Origin of the sequence: Streptomyces bikiniensis (assembly GCF_000716625.1) — a bacterium.
Classification (GTDB): domain Bacteria; phylum Actinomycetota; class Actinomycetes; order Streptomycetales; family Streptomycetaceae; genus Streptomyces; species Streptomyces bikiniensis.
Genome location: NZ_JNXJ01000052.1, coordinates 36,120 through 54,855, shown reverse-complemented (window position 1 = coordinate 54,855; position 18,736 = coordinate 36,120). Strand labels below are relative to the sequence as shown.

Annotated in this window: 17 protein-coding genes and 1 pseudogene; 11 read left to right on the top strand and 7 right to left on the bottom strand. The window is 73.9% G+C overall.

All coding sequences use genetic code 11. The annotated features are described in order from the left end of the window. Window positions 1-81: 81 nt before the first annotated feature. Window positions 82-1,173: a GNAT family N-acetyltransferase gene (locus tag OO47_RS29385; RefSeq protein WP_030215887.1), complete on the bottom strand. Its 1,092-nt coding sequence runs from the start codon at window positions 1,171-1,173 to the stop codon at window positions 82-84. Window positions 1,174-1,407: 234 nt separating this feature from the next. On the opposite strand from OO47_RS29385, the gene OO47_RS29380 reads away from it, so the two are divergent. Beyond that, window positions 1,408-1,761 (top strand): hypothetical protein, encoded by a 354-nt coding sequence (locus tag OO47_RS29380; RefSeq protein ID WP_030215889.1) that lies wholly within the window; start codon window positions 1,408-1,410, stop codon window positions 1,759-1,761. A 59-nt stretch (window positions 1,762-1,820) separates the two neighbouring features. Then, entirely contained in the window at window positions 1,821-2,171 is a 351-nt protein-coding gene (locus tag OO47_RS29375) for a VOC family protein (protein WP_030215891.1), read from the top strand. Between the two features lie 55 nt (window positions 2,172-2,226). Here the strand turns inward: OO47_RS29375 and hutI are convergent, their stop codons facing one another. From hutI to hutU, 4 genes are read right to left on the bottom strand one after another with little or no spacing between them, the layout of a single operon-like run. Beyond that, entirely contained in the window at window positions 2,227-3,510 is a 1,284-nt protein-coding gene (hutI, locus tag OO47_RS29370) for an imidazolonepropionase (RefSeq protein WP_030215895.1), read from the bottom strand. Between the two features lie 17 nt (window positions 3,511-3,527). Further along, on the bottom strand, window positions 3,528-4,868 hold the full coding sequence (locus tag OO47_RS29365) for a formimidoylglutamate deiminase (RefSeq protein ID WP_030215898.1): 1,341 nt from the start codon (window positions 4,866-4,868) through the stop codon (window positions 3,528-3,530). Further along, window positions 4,859-6,100 (bottom strand): allantoate amidohydrolase, encoded by a 1,242-nt coding sequence (locus tag OO47_RS29360; protein ID WP_033210700.1) that lies wholly within the window; start codon window positions 6,098-6,100, stop codon window positions 4,859-4,861. Before OO47_RS29360 ends, OO47_RS29365 begins: the two co-directional genes overlap by 10 nt. Further along, window positions 6,097-7,806: a urocanate hydratase gene (gene hutU, locus OO47_RS29355; RefSeq protein WP_030215902.1), complete on the bottom strand. Its 1,710-nt coding sequence runs from the start codon at window positions 7,804-7,806 to the stop codon at window positions 6,097-6,099. The genes OO47_RS29360 and hutU overlap by 4 nt, the downstream gene beginning before the upstream one ends. A gap of 129 nt (window positions 7,807-7,935) precedes the next feature. Here hutU and OO47_RS29350 point away from each other — a divergent pair, with 129 nt between their 5' ends. From OO47_RS29350 to OO47_RS29325, 6 genes are all read left to right on the top strand, one after another. Next, window positions 7,936-9,345, top strand: coding sequence for a type III PLP-dependent enzyme domain-containing protein (locus tag OO47_RS29350; RefSeq protein ID WP_078490028.1), 1,410 nt, complete (start codon window positions 7,936-7,938; stop codon window positions 9,343-9,345). 4 nt (window positions 9,346-9,349) lie between these two features. Then, a complete protein-coding gene (locus OO47_RS29345) occupies window positions 9,350-9,829 on the top strand; it encodes an SRPBCC family protein (RefSeq protein WP_030215907.1) in 480 nt (159 codons plus the stop codon). A 163-nt stretch (window positions 9,830-9,992) separates the two neighbouring features. Beyond that, the gene (locus OO47_RS29340; protein ID WP_030215910.1) at window positions 9,993-10,418 is read left to right on the top strand and encodes a hypothetical protein; all 426 of its coding nucleotides are present in this window, start codon (window positions 9,993-9,995) and stop codon (window positions 10,416-10,418) included. Then, the gene (locus tag OO47_RS29335) at window positions 10,415-11,191 is read left to right on the top strand and encodes a hypothetical protein (RefSeq protein WP_030215913.1); all 777 of its coding nucleotides are present in this window, start codon (window positions 10,415-10,417) and stop codon (window positions 11,189-11,191) included. Before OO47_RS29340 ends, OO47_RS29335 begins: the two co-directional genes overlap by 4 nt. A 41-nt stretch (window positions 11,192-11,232) precedes the next feature. Beyond that, window positions 11,233-11,733: a roadblock/LC7 domain-containing protein gene (locus OO47_RS29330; protein WP_051716127.1), complete on the top strand. Its 501-nt coding sequence runs from the start codon at window positions 11,233-11,235 to the stop codon at window positions 11,731-11,733. Window positions 11,734-11,836: 103 nt separating this feature from the next. After that, on the top strand, window positions 11,837-12,208 hold the full coding sequence (locus tag OO47_RS29325) for a hypothetical protein (RefSeq protein WP_030215919.1): 372 nt from the start codon (window positions 11,837-11,839) through the stop codon (window positions 12,206-12,208). Between the two features lie 22 nt (window positions 12,209-12,230). On the opposite strand, the gene OO47_RS29320 is transcribed toward OO47_RS29325, so the two are convergent. Together OO47_RS29320 and OO47_RS29315 are read right to left on the bottom strand one after the other, a co-directional pair. Next, window positions 12,231-13,076: a MurR/RpiR family transcriptional regulator gene (locus OO47_RS29320; RefSeq protein ID WP_030215921.1), complete on the bottom strand. Its 846-nt coding sequence runs from the start codon at window positions 13,074-13,076 to the stop codon at window positions 12,231-12,233. 431 nt (window positions 13,077-13,507) lie between these two features. Next, window positions 13,508-14,896 carry a cystathionine beta-synthase gene (locus OO47_RS29315; RefSeq protein WP_030215923.1) on the bottom strand — a complete coding sequence of 463 codons (1,389 nt, stop codon included), beginning with the start codon at window positions 14,894-14,896 and terminating at the stop codon, window positions 13,508-13,510. Window positions 14,897-14,999: 103 nt separating this feature from the next. Here OO47_RS29315 and OO47_RS29310 point away from each other — a divergent pair, with 103 nt between their 5' ends. The 3 genes and pseudogenes from OO47_RS29310 to OO47_RS33665 all read left to right on the top strand — a co-directional run bounded on the left by OO47_RS29310 (window position 15,000) and on the right by OO47_RS33665 (window position 18,661). Continuing rightward, window positions 15,000-16,085, top strand: coding sequence for an SGNH/GDSL hydrolase family protein (locus OO47_RS29310; RefSeq protein ID WP_234323335.1), 1,086 nt, complete (start codon window positions 15,000-15,002; stop codon window positions 16,083-16,085). Window positions 16,086-16,341: 256 nt separating this feature from the next. Then, a complete protein-coding gene (locus OO47_RS29305) occupies window positions 16,342-17,562 on the top strand; it encodes an acetyl-CoA C-acetyltransferase (RefSeq protein ID WP_030215936.1) in 1,221 nt (406 codons plus the stop codon). A gap of 302 nt (window positions 17,563-17,864) precedes the next feature. After that, window positions 17,865-18,661 (top strand): annotated as a pseudogene (locus OO47_RS33665) (hypothetical protein). The last annotated feature ends 75 nt before the right edge of the window (window positions 18,662-18,736 follow it).

Genomic DNA, 18,736 nt, shown 5'->3' with positions numbered 1-18,736 from the left:
CGGGTCTGAAGGGGCCGTGCGCCGCGGCACACGGGGCTCCTCCATCGGCCCCTCCGGCGGCCCCGTCACCGCCCGCCGCGGCTATCGGTGGCCCCGCAGCCGGGCGACGCCGTTGAGCGCGGCTCGGGCCCGGGCCGCGAGGGCGGGCCGGTCGCGGACGAAGCCGTGGGCGCGGCGGGCGGGTTCGCGCCCCAGCCAGTGCAGGGCGGCCCGGGCACCGGGGACGAAGACGGCCCCCTCGCCGACCGTCAGCTCCCCGGTCTTCAGCGCGTCCTTGTACTCGGCGTCGCCGCGCCCCAGGTCCAGCATCCCGATCCCGGCTCCCACCGCCGCCTCGGCCATCCGCAGGTGCAGCACGAGGCCGGGCGAGTACGTCGCGAACTCGGGGTCGTACGCGGGGAACCAGCAGGACAGCACGGTCGCGGAGCGCAGCCCGAAGTGCGCGGCGATCGGCCGCTCCCCCACGTACAGCACGGACAGCACGCCGGAGCAGCCGGGCGCGCTCCGCTCGTGGAGGCGGCGGACGAGGGTGCTGATCCACTCCTGGGCGAAGCGGTCGCCGCGGCCGGTCCTGCGGTACTGGGCGGACTTCCACTCCATGAGGGTGCGCAGGGCCGCCGGGTCGCGCTCGTCGAAGACGAACCGGACCTCGCCGTCGGCGCGGCGGGCGAGCCGGCGTTCCTTGGCGAGGGTGGTCCTGAGGAACTTGGGGGACCGGACGCGCAGCAGCGCCTCGTAGGCGGCGTACCCCTCGCCGACGTCGATGACGGGGGAGGCGAAGGACTCGGCGGCGGCGCCCGCGAAGACGGGCTGTCCATCCTCCAGGTTGTCGAACTCCCACGTCGCGATCCCGCAGGCGCGGAGCACCGCCCGCGCGTCCGGCCGCAGCCCGGGACGGAGAACGGCGCCCTGGCTGTCGGAGACGCCGAAGCCGATGGCCCGGCCCTGCCCCAGCGGCCCCTTCTCGAAGGGGAAGAAGCCGACCGGCTCGTCCCCCTCCCACCACACGGCGGCCCGCGACCGGGGCCGCACCTCGGCCACGGCGAGGGTGAACTCCGGCTCCATGAAGGGGTTCGCGGGCGCACCGGACTTGACCCGCAAGTCCCGCCACGCCTCGACCTCGCGCTCGCTCAGCTCCCCCGGCCGCACGATCCGCACACGAAAAGCACTCACCCTGCCGACCCCCCGGTCCAACCCCCTGGGCACTGCCAGGACAGGACGGTACCGGTCCGCAACGCTCGGAGACAGGGATACTCGGTCTTTCCGTGACCAACCCGTGAAGGTGGGGACACGGCGAAGTCCCTTGCCACGAGCCGCACTTCCACCCGCCCGCTCCGGAAACCCCGTGGCCGCGGTACGAGCGCTCCCCTACCGTTGGCCACCCCTTTCCCGGAAGAAGGCGACGCCATGACCACCCACCGCCCGACGACCACCCTCTGGCGCCCCACGGGCCCCGTGGAGCTGGACCTCGTCCGGGAGTCGGGGTGGCGCGCCTGGCCGCCGCGGCTTCCGGAGCAGCCGATCTTCTACCCGGTGTTGAACGAGGAGTACGCGATCCGGATCGCCCGCGACTGGAACGTCAAGCACAGCGGTGCCGGATTCGTCACCCGCTTCGAGGTCGACGCGGAGTTCCTGCGCAGGTACCCGGTCCAGCAGGCGGGCGGGCGGACGATCCTCGAACTGTGGGTGCCGGCGGAGGAGCTGGAGGAGTTCAACGCGCATATCGTGGGGGAGATCGAGGTGGTACACGAGTTCCGCTGAACGCCACTGAACGGCGATGAACGTCGCTGAACGCCGTTTCCCGTGCCGAGGAGTGCCCGATGAGCGTGCGCCGCGCGGTCCCCAATCTCCGGACCGAGTCCCCCGAGGAGAACAGGGACTTCTACGGGCTCCTCGGTTTCGAGCAGGTCATGGACCACGGCTGGATCGCGACGCTCGCCTCGCCGGCCGTGCCCGCCGCCCAGATCAGTCTGATGGGCGCGGACGCGACGGCTCCCGTCTCCCCCGACCTGAGCGTGGAGGTGGAGGACGTGGACGCGGTGTACGCGGCGGTGCGGGCGGCGGGCGCGGAGATCGTGCATCCGCTGACGGACGAGGAGTGGGGCGTCCGGCGCTTCTTCGTACGGGACCCGGACGGCCGGGTCGTCAACGTGCTCGGCCACCGGGCCTGAGGGGCCCCGACGCCACCGGCCGGCCCGCGCGGCCCCGTCCTCCTCCCCCCGGGCCTCAGACCACCCGCACGCCCCTCCGCCACACCTCCGACACCAGCGGCACCCCCGGCCGGTAGGCCAGGTGGACGTGGGACGGGGCGTTCAGGAGGGTGAGGTCGGCCCGGGTGCCGGGGGCGAGGCGGCCGATGTCGGTGCGGCGGAGGGCGGCCGCGCCGCCGGCCGTGGCGGACCACACCGCCTCGTCGGGGGTCATGCCCATGTCCCGGACCGCCAGGGCGATGCAGAAGGGGACGGAGGAGGTGAAGGAGGAGCCCGGGTTGCAGTCGGTGGAGAGGGCGACCGTGACGCCCGCGTCCAGGAGGCGGCGGGCGTTCGGCCACTCGGCGCGGGTGGAGAACTCCGCCCCCGGGAGGAGGGTGGCGACCGTGTCGCCCGAGGCCAGGGCGTCCACGTCCGCGTCCGTCAGGTGCGTGCAGTGGTCCGCGCTCGCCGCGTCCAGTTCCACCGCCAGTCGGACGCCGGGGCCGTACGAGAGCTGGTTGGCGTGGACGCGGGGGTGGAGGCCCTTCGCCCTGCCGGCGGTGAGGATCGCGCGGGCCTGGTCGCCGTCGAAGGCGCCCTTCTCGCAGAAGACGTCCACCCAGCGGGCGTACGGGGCGCAGGCGTCCAGCATCGGGCCGGTGACCAGGTCGACGTAGGCCGCCGGGTCGTCGGCGTAGTCCGGGGGGACGATGTGCGCGCCGAGGTACGTGACCTCGTCCGTGTGCTCGGCGGCGATGCGCAGGGCGCGGGCCTCGTCCTCGACCGTCAGGCCGTAGCCGGACTTCGTCTCGAAGGTGGTCGTGCCCTGGGCCAGGGCCTCGCGCAGGTAGCGGGCGACGTTCGCCGACAGGGCCTCGTCGCTCGCCGCGCGGGTCGCCGCGACCGTGGTGCGGATGCCGCCCGCCTCGTACGGCCGCCCGGACATGCGGGCGTTGAACTCGGCCGTGCGGTCGCCCGCGAAGACCAGGTGCGAGTGGGAGTCCACGAAGCCGGGGATCACCGCCCGGCCGCCCGCGTCGACCCGGTTGTCAGTGGCGGGTGCTTTGCTGGATTCACCGACCCAGACGACGCGGTCGCCTTCGACGACGACGGCCGCGTCCCGGATCAGCCCCAGAAGACTTCCTCCCCCGCTCTCGAACTTGCTCGAGCGGGGGGACCCCCATCCGAGGGAGGGATCGTTGGTGACCAGGCTCGCGATGTTGACGATGGCGGTGGCGGGCGTCGCCACGGCGCTGTTCGCGCTCGTGGGGGCGGAGGTCGCCGCCGCGCTGTTCCTCGTCTCGGGGCCGGTGTTCATGGTGAGGGGTGTCTCCTTCAGCCGCGCAGGGCGGCGATCGAGTCGGCGAGGGCCCGGGGCACGTCCGGTACGGACGAGTGGACCCCGTCCCGCACGACGTGGCGGCCGCCCACGACCGTGTGACGCACGTCCGCTGCCGACGCTGCGAATACCGCCGTCTCGGCTGCCAGACGCGGTGCCGGTCCCGCTGTCCTGACGGAGTCCAGGGCGATCGTCGTGAAGTCGGCGAGGGCGCCCGGCGTCAGCTCGCCCGCCTCCTGCCAGCCGAGGGCCGCGTGGCCGTCCGCCGTCGCCGCGCGGAGCAGCGCGGCCGCCGTCCAGTGGCCCCGGATGTGGGTGCGCAGGCGCTCGTCGAGCTCCATGGCCCGCGCCTCTTCGAGGAGGTCCACGACCGCGTGGCTGTCGCTGCCCAGGGAGAGGGGGGAGCCGGCGCGCTGGAGGTCCACCGCCGGGCCGATGCCGTCCGCGAGGTCGCGTTCGGTCGTCGGGCACATGCAGGTGCCGGTGGAGGACGAGCCGATGAGGGCCACGTCGCCGGGGGTGAGGTGGGTGTTGTGGACGCCGGTCGTGCGGGGGCCGAGCACGCCGTGTTCGGAGAGGAGTTGCGTGGGGGTGAGGCCGTGGGCCGCCAGGCAGGCGTCGTTCTCGGCCGTCTGTTCCGAGAGGTGGACGTGGAGGGGTGCCTCCCGTCGCCGGGCCCAGTCGGCCACCGCGGCCAGCTGGTCCGCCGGGACGGCCCGTACGGAGTGGATCGCCGCCCCGATCCGTGCGCCGTCCCGCTCCTTGAGCGCCGACGCCCGTTCGGCCCAGGCGTCGGCCGTGCCGTCGGTGAAGCGCAGCTGGTGGTGCTCGGGCGGGGCGCCGAAGCCGGAGGAGAGGTAGGCGGTGTCGAGGAGGGTGATGCGGATGCCGGCCTCGGCGGCGGCCGCGATCAGGGCCTCGCCCATGGCGTTGGGGTCGGCGTACGGGGCGCCGCCGGGGGCGTGGTGGAGGTAGTGGAACTCGCCGACGGAGGTGATGCCGGCGAGCGCCATCTCCGCGTACACCGCGCGGGCGAGGGCGAAGTAGCTGTCGGGGGTGAGGCGCTGGGCGACCTTGTACATGGTGTCGCGCCAGGTCCAGAAGGTGCCGGAGCCGACCTGGACCGTGCCGCGCAGGGCGCGGTGGAAGGCGTGCGAATGGGCGTTGGCCAGGCCCGGAACCGTCAGGCCGCGCAGGACCTCGGCGCCCGGGGGCGGGGCCTCCACGCCCGTGCGGACGGCCGCGATCCAGCCGTCCGCCACCTCCAGGGCGACGCCCGGCTCGACGACGGGGTCGATCCAGGCGTGCTCCAGCCAGTACGTGGTCGTCAGCGGCACGCCAGCTCCTCCAGTACGTCGGCGAGTGCGCGGACCCCGGCCAGGCAGTCGTCCTCGGCCGCGAACTCGGCCGGGGAGTGCGAGACGCCCGTGGGGTTGCGTACGAACAGCATGGCGGTCGGGATCGATTCGGACAGAATGCCCGCGTCGTGGCCCGCGCCCGTGCCGAGGACCGGGACCTTGCCCGAGGGCCCCGGGGTGCCGGCGGCCGAGTCGCCCAGGATCCGGGACAGCTCGTCGCGCAGGGCGTGCGAGAAGTCCACGACCGGGGTGAAGGACTCGCGGACGACCGTGAGGTCGATGCCGTGGCGGTCGGCGTAGTCGCGGGCCGCCGTCTCGACGCCCGCGACGACCGCGTCCAGGGCGTCCTGGTCGGCGGCGCGCGCGTCGAGCCAGCCGCGCACGAGGGAGGGGATGGCGTTGACGCCGTTGGGCTCGACCGCGATCTTGCCGAAGGTGGCGACGGCGCCCGCGAGTTCGGCCTCGCGGCGGGCGGCGAGGACGGTCTCGGCGTAGGTGAGCATCGGGTCGCGGCGGTCCACGAGCCGGGTGGTGCCGGCGTGGTTGGCCTCGCCCGCGAAGTCGTACCGCCAGCGGCCGTGCGGCCAGATGGAGGAGGCGACGCCGATCGCGTCGCCGGACAGGTCCAGGGCCCGGCCCTGCTCGACGTGCAGTTCCACGAAGGCGCCGATGCGGGCCAGCCGCTCCGGGTCGGGGCCGATGGCCTCGGGGTCGTACCCGGCGGCCTCCATGGCCTGCGGGAGGCCGACCCCGTCGCCGTCGCGCAGCTCGTACGCCTGCTCCTTCGTCAGGCGTCCGGCGGTGAGCCGGGAGCCGACGCAGGCGAGGCCGAAGCGGGCGCCCTCCTCGTCGCCGAAGTTGACGATGGCGAGGGGGCGCTTGAAGGAGACGCCCCGGGCGCGCAGTTCGTCGAGGGCGGCGAAGGAGGAGACGACGCCGAGGGGGCCGTCGAAGGCGCCGCCGTCGGGGACGGAGTCCAGGTGGGAGCCGGTGACGACGGCGTCGCCGGCCGTGGGGTCGCCGAGCCAGGCCCACTGGTTGCCGTTGCGGTCGGTCTCGACGTCCAGGCGGCGGGCCTCGGCCTGCATCCGGAACCAGAGGCGGCAGTCGGCGTCGGCGTCCGTCCAGGCGTAGCGGCGGTAGCCACCGGAGGCGGCGCTGCGGCCGAGGGGCCGCAGCGACCGCCACATGGCGTGGAAGGTCTCGCTCACGCGGAGCCTTCCCCGGAGGCGGAGACGCCGGAGCCGGACGCCTCGTCCTGGGAGTCCTCGCGCATCGGGATGCGGACGCCCTTCTCGTCGGCGACCCGCTCCGCGATGTCGTAACCGGCGTCGACGTGCCGGATGACGCCCATGCCCGGGTCGTTGGTCAGCACGCGGCGGATCTTCTCGCCCGCGAGGGCGGTGCCGTCGGCCACCGAGACCTGGCCCGCGTGGATCGAGCGGCCCATGCCGACGCCGCCGCCGTGGTGGAGGGAGACCCAGGAGGCACCGGAGGCGACGTTGACCATGGCGTTCAGGAGCGGCCAGTCCGCGATGGCGTCGGAGCCGTCGAGCATGGCCTCGGTCTCGCGGTACGGGGAGGCGACCGAGCCGCAGTCCAGGTGGTCGCGGCCGATGGCGAGGGGGGCGGCGAGGGTGCCGTCGGCGACCATGTCGTTGAACATGGCGCCGGCCTTGTCGCGCTCGCCCTGGCCGAGCCAGCAGATGCGGGCGGGCAGGCCCTGGAAGTGGACGCGCTCGCCGGCCATCCTGATCCAGCGCGCGAGGGACTCGTTCTCCGGGAAGAGGTCGAGGATCGCCTTGTCGGTCTTGTGGATGTCCGAGGCCTCGCCGGAGAGGGCGGCCCAGCGGAACGGGCCCTTGCCCTCGCAGAACAGCGGGCGGATGTACGCCGGGACGAAGCCCGGGAAGGCGAAGGCGCGGTCGTATCCGGCGAGCTGGGCCTCGCCGCGGATCGAATTGCCGTAGTCGAAGACCTCGGCGCCCGCGTCCATGAAGCCGACCATGGCCTCGACGTGCCGGGCCATCGACTCGCGGGCCCGGGTGGTGAACCCGGCCGGGTCCTTCGCCGCCGCGTCGGCCATGTCCTCGAAGGCGATGCCGACGGGGAGGTAGGAGAGCGGGTCGTGGGCGGAGGTCTGGTCCGTGACGATGTCGATCGGGGCGCCCTCGGCCAGCATCCGGGGCAGCAGTTCGGCGGCGTTGCCGAGGAGGCCGACGGAGAGCGGGCGGCGGGCGTCGCGGGCCTCGGTCGCGAGCGCGAGGGCGTGCTCCAGGGAGTCGGCCTTGACGTCCAGGTAGCGGTGCTCGATGCGGCGCTCGATGGCGCGCGGGTCGACGTCGATGCAGATCGCGACGCCGTCGTTCATCGTCACGGCGAGCGGCTGGGCGCCGCCCATGCCGCCGAGCCCGGCGGTCAGGGTGATGGTCCCGGCCAGGGTGCCGCCGAACTTCTTCGCGGCGACGGCGGCGAAGGTCTCGTACGTGCCCTGGAGGATGCCCTGGGTGCCGATGTAGATCCAGGAGCCGGCCGTCATCTGGCCGTACATGGTGAGGCCGAGCTGCTCCAGGCGCCGGAACTCCTCCCAGTTCGCCCAGTCGCCGACCAGGTTGGAGTTGGCGATGAGGACGCGCGGGGCCCACTCGTGGGTCTGCATGACGCCGACCGGGCGGCCGGACTGGACGAGCATCGTCTCGTCCTGCTTGAGGGTGCGCAGGGTGCGGACCATCGCGTCGAAGGAACGCCAGTCGCGGGCGGCCCTGCCGGTGCCGCCGTAGACGACGAGCTTGTCGGGGTGCTCGGCGACCTCGGGGTCCAGGTTGTTCTGGAGCATCCGGAGGGCGGCCTCCTGCTGCCATCCCAGGGCGCTCAGTTCCGTACCGCGCGGGGCCCGTACGGGGCGGGGTCCTGACATGGCGGTGCCTCCTCGAATGTCGTTCAGATATTCACATCCTGGCGGCATGAATAGATGTAGTCAACAGGGCCGGGCGGGAGGCGCGGCGCGGGACCCGTCCCCTCCCGCTCCCGCACCCGATGGACGACCATGGGTCCCATGGCCTCCTCCCGTCGCGATCTCGCCGTCCGCGCCTCCGTCGACCAAGGACTCCTCTCCCCCGCCGAACCGGTCGTCGCCCTCCTCGACACCGCCGGCATCCGCGCCTCCGCCGCCGCCCTGACCGGCGCCTTCGCCGCCGTCACCGACGCGCCCGTGCTGCACGCCTTCGCCGTGAAGGCCGCCCCGCTCGTCCCCGTCCTGCGCCTGCTCCACGAGGCCGGGATCGGGGCCGAGGTGGCGAGCCCCGGCGAGCTGGCCCTCGCCCGCGCCGCCGGGGTCCCGCCGGAGCACACCGTGCTCGACTCCCCCGCCAAGACCCCGGACGAGCTGCGCCGGGCCCTCGCGCTCGGGGTCGCGGTCAACGCCGACAACCTCCAGGAGCTGGACCGGCTCGACGCCCTCGTGGCCGCCGCGCCCACCGCCTCGCCCCTCGGCCTCCGGGTGAACCCGCAGGTCGGAGCAGGTTCCATCGACGCGCTCTCCACCGCGACCGCCACCTCCAAGTTCGGCGTGGCGCTCCGCGACGAGGGCGCCCGCAAGACCGTCGTCCAGGCCTACCTGGACCGCCCGTGGCTGACCCGGCTGCACACCCACACCGGCTCCCAGGGCGTGCCGCTCGCCCTGATGGCGCAGGGCGTCGGGGAGGCGTACGCGCTCGCCGAGGAGATCAACCGGGCCGCCGGCCGCCGACAGGTCGACACCCTGGACATCGGCGGCGGCCTGCCGGTGAACTTCGCCTCCGACGAGGAGACGCCGACGTACGCGGAGTACGCCCGGCTGCTCGCCGACGCCGTCCCCGGGCTCTTCGACGGCCGCTACCGCCTCGTCACCGAGTTCGGGCGCTCACTTCTGGCCAAACACGGGACGGTCCTCGCCCGGGTGGAGTACACCAAGACCTCCGGGGGCCGCCCGATCGCCGTCACCCACGCGGGCGTGCAGCTCGCCACCCGTACGGTCTACGCCCCCGGCTCCTGGCCGCTGCGCGTCCTCGCGTACGACTCCGAGGGGCGGCCCCGCACCGGGGAGACCGCCGTCCAGGACGTGGCGGGGCCCGCCTGCTTCGCCGGGGACCTGATCGCCACGGCCCGCGAGCTGCCGCTGCTGCGGCCGGGGGACGTGGTGGCGGTGCCGGACACCGGCGCGTACTACTTCGCCCACCACTACGCGTACAACAGCCTGCCCCGGCCGGCGATCCACGGCTTCGACGCGGCGGAGGACGGGACGGTGGCGTTCACGGCCGTACGGAGGGCCCAGACGCCCGAGGAGATCGTCGCCGAGGCGGGCGGGGACCTGGCGGACGCGCTGGTACGGCCCCCGGGCGGGCCGGTGCGGCCCCGGGGACGGGCGGAAGGTGACCGGTCGTCCGGTAGCGCCGCCCCCTCGCCCCGGCTTCCATGAGGACATGAGCGGAACGAGTGCGGACACCACCTGCGTCGTCGTCGAACGGCGGGTCGCCGCCTCCCCCGGGCCGGTCTGGGAGGCGATCACCGACCTGCCGGACCTGCCCCGCGTCCTGACCGGCGTCCGGAAGGTGGAGGTGCTCACCCCGGGCGGCTTCGACGTGGGCACGCGCTGGCGCGAGACCCGGCGGATGCTGGGCCGGGAGGCGACGGAGGAGATGACCGTGACCGCATGCGAGCCGCCCGACCGGTACGTCACGGTCGCCGACTCCCACGGCATGCACTACGTCTCCGAGCTCACCCTCGCGCCCGACGGGACCGGGTCCACCGTCCTGCGGATGTCCTTCTCCGCCCGGCCCGCGCACGGGCGCGCCCCCGGCCTCCTGGGCCGGGCGTTCGCCCGCCTCGGGGCGAAGGCGGTCGCCAAGGCGCTCGCGAAGGACCTGTCGGACATCGCGCACGCCGTGGAGTACCGGACCTGACGCGGCCCCGTGGCACGTGTCCGCCACGTAGGAGGGATCAATTTCCGTCAGACCCGGGCATGTTCCGATGGAAAATGCCAGAACACCTCCCGCGGAGCGGAACGTTCAGTAGCGTCACCGTCACTGCCGCACGTTCGCACGCCGCATCGGGAGGGGAATCCGCGTGCCCGGAATCGACGAGTGCCTGACGGAGGCCATGACCCTACCGGGTGCTCGGGGCGCCTCCCTGGTCGACTGGACCAGCGGGCTCGCACTGGGAACGGCGGGCGAGTCACCCGTCGGGGACCACGAGACCACGGCCGCCGAGACCGCCGAACTGGCCCGCTCGGCGGCCGAATTCGACACCTTCCTGGCGACGGACGACGACTCCGGAGGGGGCGGGGACGACGGAAGACCCGAGAAGGCCGGCGGACCCCCCGTCGAGGACCTGATCGTCACCACCCGCGCCGGCTACCACGTCCTCCGCTTCGTCGAGACCTCCTTCGACAGCAGCGTCTTCCTCCACCTCTGGCTCGACCGCGACACCGGCAACCTCGCCCTCGCCCGCATGAGGCTCCGCGACATAGCCGAGAAGCTGGTCCTCGGATGAGCGCGGTCGCCACCCCCGTCTCCCCGATGCTGGTCCGGCTCGCCGCCGAGAAGGCCACCGGGGCCCTGCTGCGCGACCACGGCACGCTCTACCTCGTGGACGGCCGGGTCGTGCACGCCGAGAGCCCGGCCGCCCCCGGCGTCGACGTCCTCCTCACCACCGGCGGCCGGCTGCCCCGGGAGAACTGGGACGAGGCCGTCGACCGGGCCGGCGCCCACCGCGCGGTGGGCCGCTTCCTGGTCGACAGCGGCCGGCTCCAGGACGGGGAGCTGGAGATCTGCCACCTCGGCGCCGTCTTCGACGCGGCCTTCTTCGCCCTCTCCCCCACCAGCGGCCCGACCCGCTTCCGGTACGGGGTGGGGCACTGGTTCGGGACGGTGCGGCCGGTCTCGGCCGAGGCAGTCGAGCGCGAGACGGTGCGCCGCCGCGAACTCCTCGACGCCGTCTGGCCGTACCCCGCCGTGGACACCGCCCCGGTCGTCCCCCGCCCCGCCGCCCCCGGCCAGACCGTGGGGGCCCGGCAGCGCGCGCTGCTCGCGGCGGCCGACGGCGAGCGCACCCCGGCCGAGCTGGCCCGGCTGCTCGGCCGCCCCGCCTTCCACACCCTCCTCGACGTACGGAGGCTCGCCGCCGCCGGTCTCGTCGAGACCCCGCTCACGCCCGAACCCGAACCCGACCCCGTGCCACCGGCCCTCTTACCCGTCCCGCCGGTGCCCGATCCCGACATCGCCCTGCTGCGCCGGCTCCGTGACGCCCTGGAGGCACACCTGTGATGAGGCGTGCCCTGCGCATGCGCGCCGAGAGGAGACAGCTCATGACGGCAGAAGCCGAGGTCCTCGGCGAGCTGAGACGGCTGCGGGCGCGGCTGCCCCAGCTCACCGGAGCCCTGGCGGCCAGCGCCGACGGACTCGTCCTGGCCCACGACACCGTGGACGGCGAGGCCGAGAGCGTGGCCGCGCTGACCGCGGCGGCGCTCGGCGTCGGCCAGCGCCTGACCGACTCCACCGGCCAGGGCCGCTTCCGCGAACTGCTCGTACGCGGCGAGAGCGGCTACGTGGCGACGTACGCGGCGGGCGGCTCGGCCGTCCTGACGCTGCTCGCGGAGCCCCGGATCAACGTGGGGCGGCTCCACCTGGAGGCCCGCAGGTCCAGCGCCAGGATAGGCGAGCTGGTCGACGGCGCGCTTGAGCGCAGGGAGCCGAACCGGCTGGGGCAGCTCCCGCCCCCGTACCCGGGCAGGCCCCCGCTCCCGGGGAAGCCGCCGCCCGCCGCGGGCCCCCCGGTCCGGGAGGTCCGCCGGCCCGGGAGCGCGTAGCCGGGGAGCCCGCGCCCCCTGAAACCCGCACCCCGGAAGCCCGCAGTCCCCGAAGCCCGCAACCCCTGAAGTCCGTAACCCCAGAAGGAAGAAGTACGACACCATGGCGAACACCGAGACCTCCCTCAAGGAAGCGGCCTCCATCGACGGCGCGATCGGCGCTGCGCTCGTCGACTACACCAGCGGCATGGCGCTCGGCACGATCGGCGGCGGCAAGGAGCTGGACCTGAACGTGGCCGCGGCCGGCAACACCGACGTCGTCCGGGCCAAGGTCCGGGCGATGGAGATGCTGGGCCTGAACGACGAGATCGAGGACATCCTCATCACCCTCGGCACCCACTACCACCTGATCCGGCTGCTCAAGGGGCGCAACACCAACGGCCTCTTCCTCTACCTGGCCCTGCACAAGGACCGGGCGAACCTGGCGATGGCCCGCCACCAGCTCAAGAAGATCGAGAACGAGCTGGAGGTCTGACGGCCGGAAGGAGTCCGGCCGGCTACTCCACGAACAGGCCCCGCGCCGCCGCCTTCGCGTCGAACTCCTCCAGGCGCGCCTGCGCGTTGGGGAGTTCGTCGGCCATGGCCTCCAGGAGGACCCGGCCGAGCATCATGGGGGCGCAGGCGGTGTCGAAGGCGAGCCCGGTGCCGACGGCGGCCGGGATCAGCAGGTCGCTGTGGGCGGCGACGGGCGCGAACGCCGAGTCGGCGACGGTCACGACCGCGAGTCCGGCCGCCCGCGCGTACTCCAGGGCCTCGACGACCTCGCGCGGGTGCCGGGGCAGCGCGAAGCAGAGCAGAGCCGTGGCCCCGGCCCGTACGGCCGCGTCGACGCGGTCCGTGAGCATCGAGCCGCCCTCGTCGAGGAGCCGCACGTCCGGGTGCACCTTGGCGGCGAAGTAGGCGAAGCCGCGCGCCTGCGAGGAGGCGGCCCGCAGCCCGAGCACGGGCAGCGGGCGGGAGCGGGCGAGCAGCCGGCCGGCCCGCTCGACGGGCCCGGGGTCCGCGAGCAGCCCGGCGAGGTGCCGGAGGTTCTCGATCTCGGCGAGCACGGCCTGCTGGTACTCGTTGTGCTCCTCGCCCCCGCCGGAACCGGCTTCGGCCTCGGGAGGCGCGACCTCGCGCAGGTGGCGGCGGAGCGCCGGGTAGCCGTCGAAGCCGAGGGCGACGGCGAAGCGGGTGACGGAGGGCTGGCTGACCCCGGCGAGCTCGGCCAGCTCCACGCTGGACAGGAACGGCACGTCCGCGGCGCGCCGCACCATGCAGTGCGCGATCCGCCGCTGGGTCGGCGTCAGCCGGTGCCCCTCGAAGAGGGCCTGGAGCCGACCGGCCGGGCTGTCGCTCACGTCGCCCTCCCCTTTCACCTATTCACTCGCACATCGCTCTGCATAAGGATATGCACGATCCGGCACGGGCGGGGGCGGAAGGGGGCACGGGAAGGGGGCACGGAAGGGACACGGGAAAGGGCCCCTCACCACCGGGAGGGGCCCTTCCGCGGAGCTTGGCGCGGGGACCGCCGCACCCCCGTTGCCGGGGGGCGGGACGACGGCGGTCCCCGCGAGGGACACGGACCCGGGTCAGGGCCGGTCCGCGTCCGCGGCGTCTCTGGAGGCCCGGGAGCCGCTCCGGAAGTCCGTGACGCCGACGAGGAACAATCTGCCGGACCCGTGTTAAGCGGGTGCTGCACGGACGTGACGTGCTCGTACCAGTTGCGCGAACACCTCCGCGCGGCCCGCGCCCGGACCCGCCCGGCGCCGCCGCCCGCCCGCGTCCGGGCCTACTTCGCGGTGCCGCCCGCCAGGAAGGCCAGCAGGTCCTGGCGGCTGACGACGCCGGTCGGCTTGCCCTCGACCAGGACGATCGCCGCGTCGGCGGACTCGCCCAGGACGGCCATCAGGTCGGCCACGGGCTCGCCGGAGCCGACCTGCGGCAGCGGCGCGCTCATGTGGCGCTCCAGCGGGTCCTCCAGGGACGCCTTCTTGGTGAAGAGCGCGTCCAGCAGCTCGCGCTCGACGACCGAGCCGACGACCTCGGCGGCCATGACGTCGGGGTGGCCGGCGCCCGGCTTCACGATGGGCATCTGGGAGACGCCGTACTCGCGCAGCACCTCGATGGCCTGGCCGACGGTCTCGTCCGGGTGCATGTGGACGAGGGAGGGCAGGCCGCCCTCCTTGTGGCGCAGGACGTCCGCGACGGTGGCGGAGGAGGTGTCCTCCAGGAAGCCGTAGTCGGCCATCCACTCGTCGCTGAAGATCTTGGACATGTAGCCGCGGCCGGAGTCCGGCAGCAGCACGACCACGACGTCGTCGGGGCCGAGCTCGCGGGCGACCTCCAGGGCCGCGACCACGGCCATGCCGCAGGAGCCGCCGACGAGGAGGCCCTCCTCCTTGGCGAGGCGGCGGGTCATCTGGAAGGAGTCCTTGTCGGACACGGCCACGATCCCGTCGGCGACCTTCCGGTCGTACGCGCTGGGCCAGAAGTCCTCGCCGACGCCCTCGACCAGGTACGGACGGCCCGAGCCGCCCGAGTAGACGGAGCCCTCCGGGTCGGCGCCGATGACCTTGACGGCGCCGCCGCTGGCCTCCTTGAGGTAGTTGCCGGTGCCGGAGATGGTGCCGCCGGTGCCGACGCCCGCGACGAAGTGGGTGATCTTCCCGTCCGTCTGCTCCCACAGCTCGGGACCGGTGGTCTCGTAGTGCGAGCGCGGGTTGTTCGGGTTGGAGTACTGGTCGGGCTTCCACGCGTTCGGCGTCTCGCGGACGAGCCGGTCCGAGACGTTGTAGTACGAGTCCGGGTGCTCCGGGTCGACGGCCGTGGGGCAGACGACGACCTCGGCGCCGTACGCGCGCAGCACGTTGATCTTGTCGAGCGACACCTTGTCGGGGCAGACGAAGATGCACTTGTAGCCCTTCTGCTGGGCCACGATCGCCAGGCCGACGCCGGTGTTGCCCGACGTGGGCTCGACGATGGTGCCACCGGGCTTCAGCTCGCCGCTGCGCTCGGCCGCCTCGATCATCCGCAGGGCGATCCGGTCCTTGACCGAGCCGCCGGGGTTGAAGTACTCGACCTTGGCCAGGACGGTCGCCTGGATGCCCTCTGTGACGTGGTTGAGCTTCACCAGCGGGGTGTTGCCGACGAGGCTGATCATCGAGTCGTGGAATTGCACCGTAATCTCCGGGGTCTCCGTAATGGTGTGGCCAGCGTATGCGTACTCGGAGCGGGTTACGGGGCAGTTACACCCTGAACGGCTTGAAGGAGGTGACGGCCCCATGTCGAGGGCGAGGGTGGCGCGGCGGATCGCGGCGGGTGCGGCGTACGGCGGTGGGGGCATCGGACTCCTCGGGGTCGCGGCGGTGGGGGTCCTGCTCGCCGAGGCGCACATCGCGAAGCGGACCGTGGGGGGCGGGGCGGCCCCGCTGCCGCCCGCGGCGGACGGGCTGTACGGCCGGGCGTTCGGGACGGAGGACCCGCTGCGGCTGGCCCTTCTGGGTGATTCCACGGCGGCGGGCCAGGGGGTGCGCCGCACCGGCCAGACCCCGGGCGCGCTGCTCGCCTCGGGGCTCGCGGCGGTGGCGGAGCGGCCGGTGCTGCTGCGGAACGTGGCCCTGTCGGGGGCGCGCTCGGACGACCTGGAGCGGCAGGTGTCGCTGCTGCTCTCGCAGCCCCTGGGGCCGCCGGACGTGTGCGTGATCATGATCGGGGCGAACGACGTGACGCACCGGATGCCGGCGACGGAGTCGGTACGGCTCCTGGCGGCGGCGGTGCGGCGGCTGCGGACGGCGGGCTCGGAGGTGGTCGTCGGCACCTGCCCGGATCTGGGCACGATCGAGCCGGTCTACCAGCCGCTGCGCTGGCTGGCCCGGCGGGCGTCGCGGCAGCTGGCGGCGGCGCAGACGATCGTGGTGGTGGAGCAGGGCGGGCGGACGGTGTCGCTCGGCGACCTGCTCGGCCCGGAGTTCGCGGCGAACCCGCGCGAGATGTTCGGGGTGGACAGCTTCCACCCGTCGGCCGAGGGGTACGCGACGGCGGCGATGGCCGTCCTGCCGACGGTCTGCGCGGTGCTCGGCGCGTGGCCGGAAGCCGACCGGCTGGAGCCGGCGCGCCGGGAGAACATGCTGCCGGTGGCGAAGGCCGCGGCCGAGGCGGCGCGGGAGGCGGGCACCGAGGTCACGGGCGCCCGGGCGCCGTGGGCCCTGCTCAAGCACCGTCGCAGGCGGCGGCTGCCGGTCGCGCCCGAAGCGGCGGAGACCGCGGGGGCGGCGGGGGCGGCGGAGGCCGCGGGGGTGGCGGAGGCCGCGGGGGCTGCGGAGACCGCAGGGGAACCCGCCCCTTCGCCGGAGGCTTCCGCCAACTGATCGTCCGCCGGGAGCCCGGGGTCCCGGGGCCCGGAAGCCCAGGAGCCCGGCCGCCCAGGAGCCCGGCCGCCCGGTTGCCCGGCCTCCGGGCCCCGGGAACAAAGTCCCGGCGGACGCCGTTCCCGAGGAGAGCCCCTTTACTGAGCGCCCGCTTAGAAAAGAGGTCCGCATCACACGCCCGGCCCGGTGACCCCGTGCAGTACGTACGGGTAACTTCCCTTTCAGTCCGCCCACTCCGCACCCTCATGGAGCCGTGATGCCCGAAGCCGTGATCGTCTCGACCGCCCGTTCCCCCATCGGCCGGGCCTTCAAGGGCTCCCTGAAGGACCTGCGCCCGGACGACCTCACCGCGACCATCGTCCAGGCCGCCCTGGCGAAGGTGCCCGAGCTGGACCCGCGCGACATCGACGACCTGATGCTGGGCTGCGGTCTGCCCGGCGGCGAGCAGGGCAACAACCTGGGCCGGATCGTGGCCGTGCAGATGGGCATGGACCACCTGCCGGGCTGCACGATCACCCGCTACTGTTCCTCCTCGCTCCAGACCTCCCGGATGGCGCTGCACGCGATCAAGGCGGGCGAGGGCGACGTCTTCGTCTCGGCCGGCGTCGAGATGGTCTCCCGCTTCGCCAAGGGCAACTCGGACTCCCTGCCCGACACGCACAACCCGTTCTTCGCCGAGGCCGAGGCCCGCACCGCCGAGGTCGCCGCCTCCGAGGGCTCCACCTGGCACGACCCGCGCGAGGACGGCCTCGTCCCCGACGCGTACATCGCCATGGGCCAGACCGCCGAGAACCTGGCCCGCTGGAAGGGCATCGGCCGCCAGGAGATGGACGAGTTCGGCGTGCGGTCGCAGAACCTCGCCGAGCAGGCCATCAAGAACGGCTTCTGGGAGCGCGAGATCACCCCGGTGACGCTGCCGGACGGCACGGTCGTCTCCGCGGACGACGGCCCGCGCGCGGGCGTCACCCTGGAGGGCGTGCAGGGCCTCAAGCCGGTCTTCCGCCCCGACGGCCTGGTCACCGCCGGCAACTGCTGCCCGCTCAACGACGGCGCCGCCGCCCTGGTGATCATGTCCGACACCAAGGCCCGCGAGCTGGGCCTGACCCCGCTGGCCCGGATCGTCTCCACCGGCGTCTCCGGCCTCTCCCCCGAGATCATGGGCCTCGGCCCGGTCGAGGCGTCGAAGCAGGCCCTCAAGCGCGCCGGCCTCACCATCGACGACATCGACCTGGCCGAGATCAACGAGGCCTTCGCCGCCCAGGTCATCCCCTCCTACCAGGAGCTGGGCCTGGACCTGGACAAGGTGAACGTCAACGGCGGCGCCATCGCCGTCGGCCACCCCTTCGGCATGACCGGCGCCCGCATCACCGGCACCCTGATCAACAGCCTCCAGTTCCACGACAAGCAGTTCGGCCTGGAGACCATGTGCGTCGGCGGCGGCCAGGGCATGGCGATGGTGATCGAGCGGCTGAGCTGAGCCGCAGCGGAGGCGAAGTCCGGCGCGCCCGGAAGAGCGAGCGCCCGAGCCGAGCCCCGATCTCCTCGCGAGCGACGGCTAACCACGTCGCGTCCCAGCCGTGACCGAATCTCCCCCAGGATGTGACCTACGTCCCGGGGGAGTTCGTTTTCCCAGGTCAGCGCGGTTTCGGGACCAAACGCCGGGCAGAAATACCTGTCCAATTCGTGACGTAATGCACTGACAGCGGCCCCCGCCTCACGACAAGCTGAGGTAGGAAGTCGGGGGATCGACTCGGAATCGGGAGTACGTCAGTGAGCGCCATGCCTCTTGCCCTGCTGCTGACCACGGCCGCCGCCACGGCCGTGGGCGCTGCCGCCCTGCACGCCGTCCACGGTCTCCGCAAGCAGGTCAGCGCCCTGCGGCGCGAGCTCGCCGCCGGGCACGGCGCCACGGTCCCCGCGGCCCGCGCCACGCCCGCCGCCGAGATACGGGCCGCGGTCGCGGAGGCCCTGGCCGAGGAGCGCGAGCGCGAGCTGGCCGAGGCACGGGCCTTCTGGGCCGCGCAGGAGGCCCGGGACGCCGCCGACGCCCCGTCCCTGCTGGGCGGTCTCGGCGGCCCCGCCGAGGACAACGCCTTCTTCGTGCCGCGCCAGAGCGACTTCGTGGGCCTGGAGGCGATGGCCCTGGAGGCCATGGAGGCCGAGGCGGCGGCGCTCGACGGCGCGGCGGAGCCGCTGGAGGAGTTCCCCGAGGACTCCCCGGAGCTGGCCGCGGCCCGGCGCCGGCACCCCTCGCACCCGGACTTCGTGCCGGTGCAGACCCCGGTCGTCACCGACCACGAGCGGACGGTGGCGCGCCTGGAGGAGCTGGCCGACACGCGCACGGCCCTGACCGACGTCCGTCCGGGCCCGCTGGGCACCCTGGACGTGTACGTCTTCGCGGACGGCACCACGCTCTGTATGACCCCGGGGCACCGCGAGACCGCGGAGCGCCTCGCGGAGGCCCTGCGCGCGGGCCGCACCCCGGTCCCGGCGCCTTCGCCCTGACCTTCTCGTACGGCGACACGGACGAGGAGAACGTCTACATCCTCGCGGACCGCGTGATCGCCTCCCTGTAGGCCCGGGGACGGGCCCCAGGGCCTGTCCGGCGGATCGGGGTCGGGTGGGCCGCGGCGTCCGGTGCGGTGGCTCGG

Bases quoted from the DNA above. Each gene is read 5' to 3' on its own strand.
- OO47_RS29305 (WP_030215936.1), top strand. From the start codon at position 16,342: ATGCCCGAAGCCGTGATCGTCTCGACCGCCCGTTCCCCCATCGGCCGG.
- OO47_RS29310 (WP_234323335.1), top strand. From the start codon at position 15,000: ATGTCGAGGGCGAGGGTGGCGCGGCGGATCGCGGCGGGTGCGGCGTAC.
- hutI (WP_030215895.1), bottom strand. From the start codon at position 3,510: ATGAACACCGGCCCCGAGACGAGGAACAGCGCGGCGGCGACCTCCGCC.
- OO47_RS29325 (WP_030215919.1), top strand. From the start codon at position 11,837: ATGGCGAACACCGAGACCTCCCTCAAGGAAGCGGCCTCCATCGACGGC.
- OO47_RS29375 (WP_030215891.1), top strand. From the start codon at position 1,821: ATGAGCGTGCGCCGCGCGGTCCCCAATCTCCGGACCGAGTCCCCCGAG.
- OO47_RS29335 (WP_030215913.1), top strand. From the start codon at position 10,415: ATGAGCGCGGTCGCCACCCCCGTCTCCCCGATGCTGGTCCGGCTCGCC.
- OO47_RS29330 (WP_051716127.1), top strand. From the start codon at position 11,233: ATGACGGCAGAAGCCGAGGTCCTCGGCGAGCTGAGACGGCTGCGGGCG.
- OO47_RS29345 (WP_030215907.1), top strand. From the start codon at position 9,350: ATGAGCGGAACGAGTGCGGACACCACCTGCGTCGTCGTCGAACGGCGG.
- OO47_RS29350 (WP_078490028.1), top strand. From the start codon at position 7,936: ATGGGTCCCATGGCCTCCTCCCGTCGCGATCTCGCCGTCCGCGCCTCC.
- hutU (WP_030215902.1), bottom strand. From the start codon at position 7,806: ATGTCAGGACCCCGCCCCGTACGGGCCCCGCGCGGTACGGAACTGAGC.
- OO47_RS29380 (WP_030215889.1), top strand. From the start codon at position 1,408: ATGACCACCCACCGCCCGACGACCACCCTCTGGCGCCCCACGGGCCCC.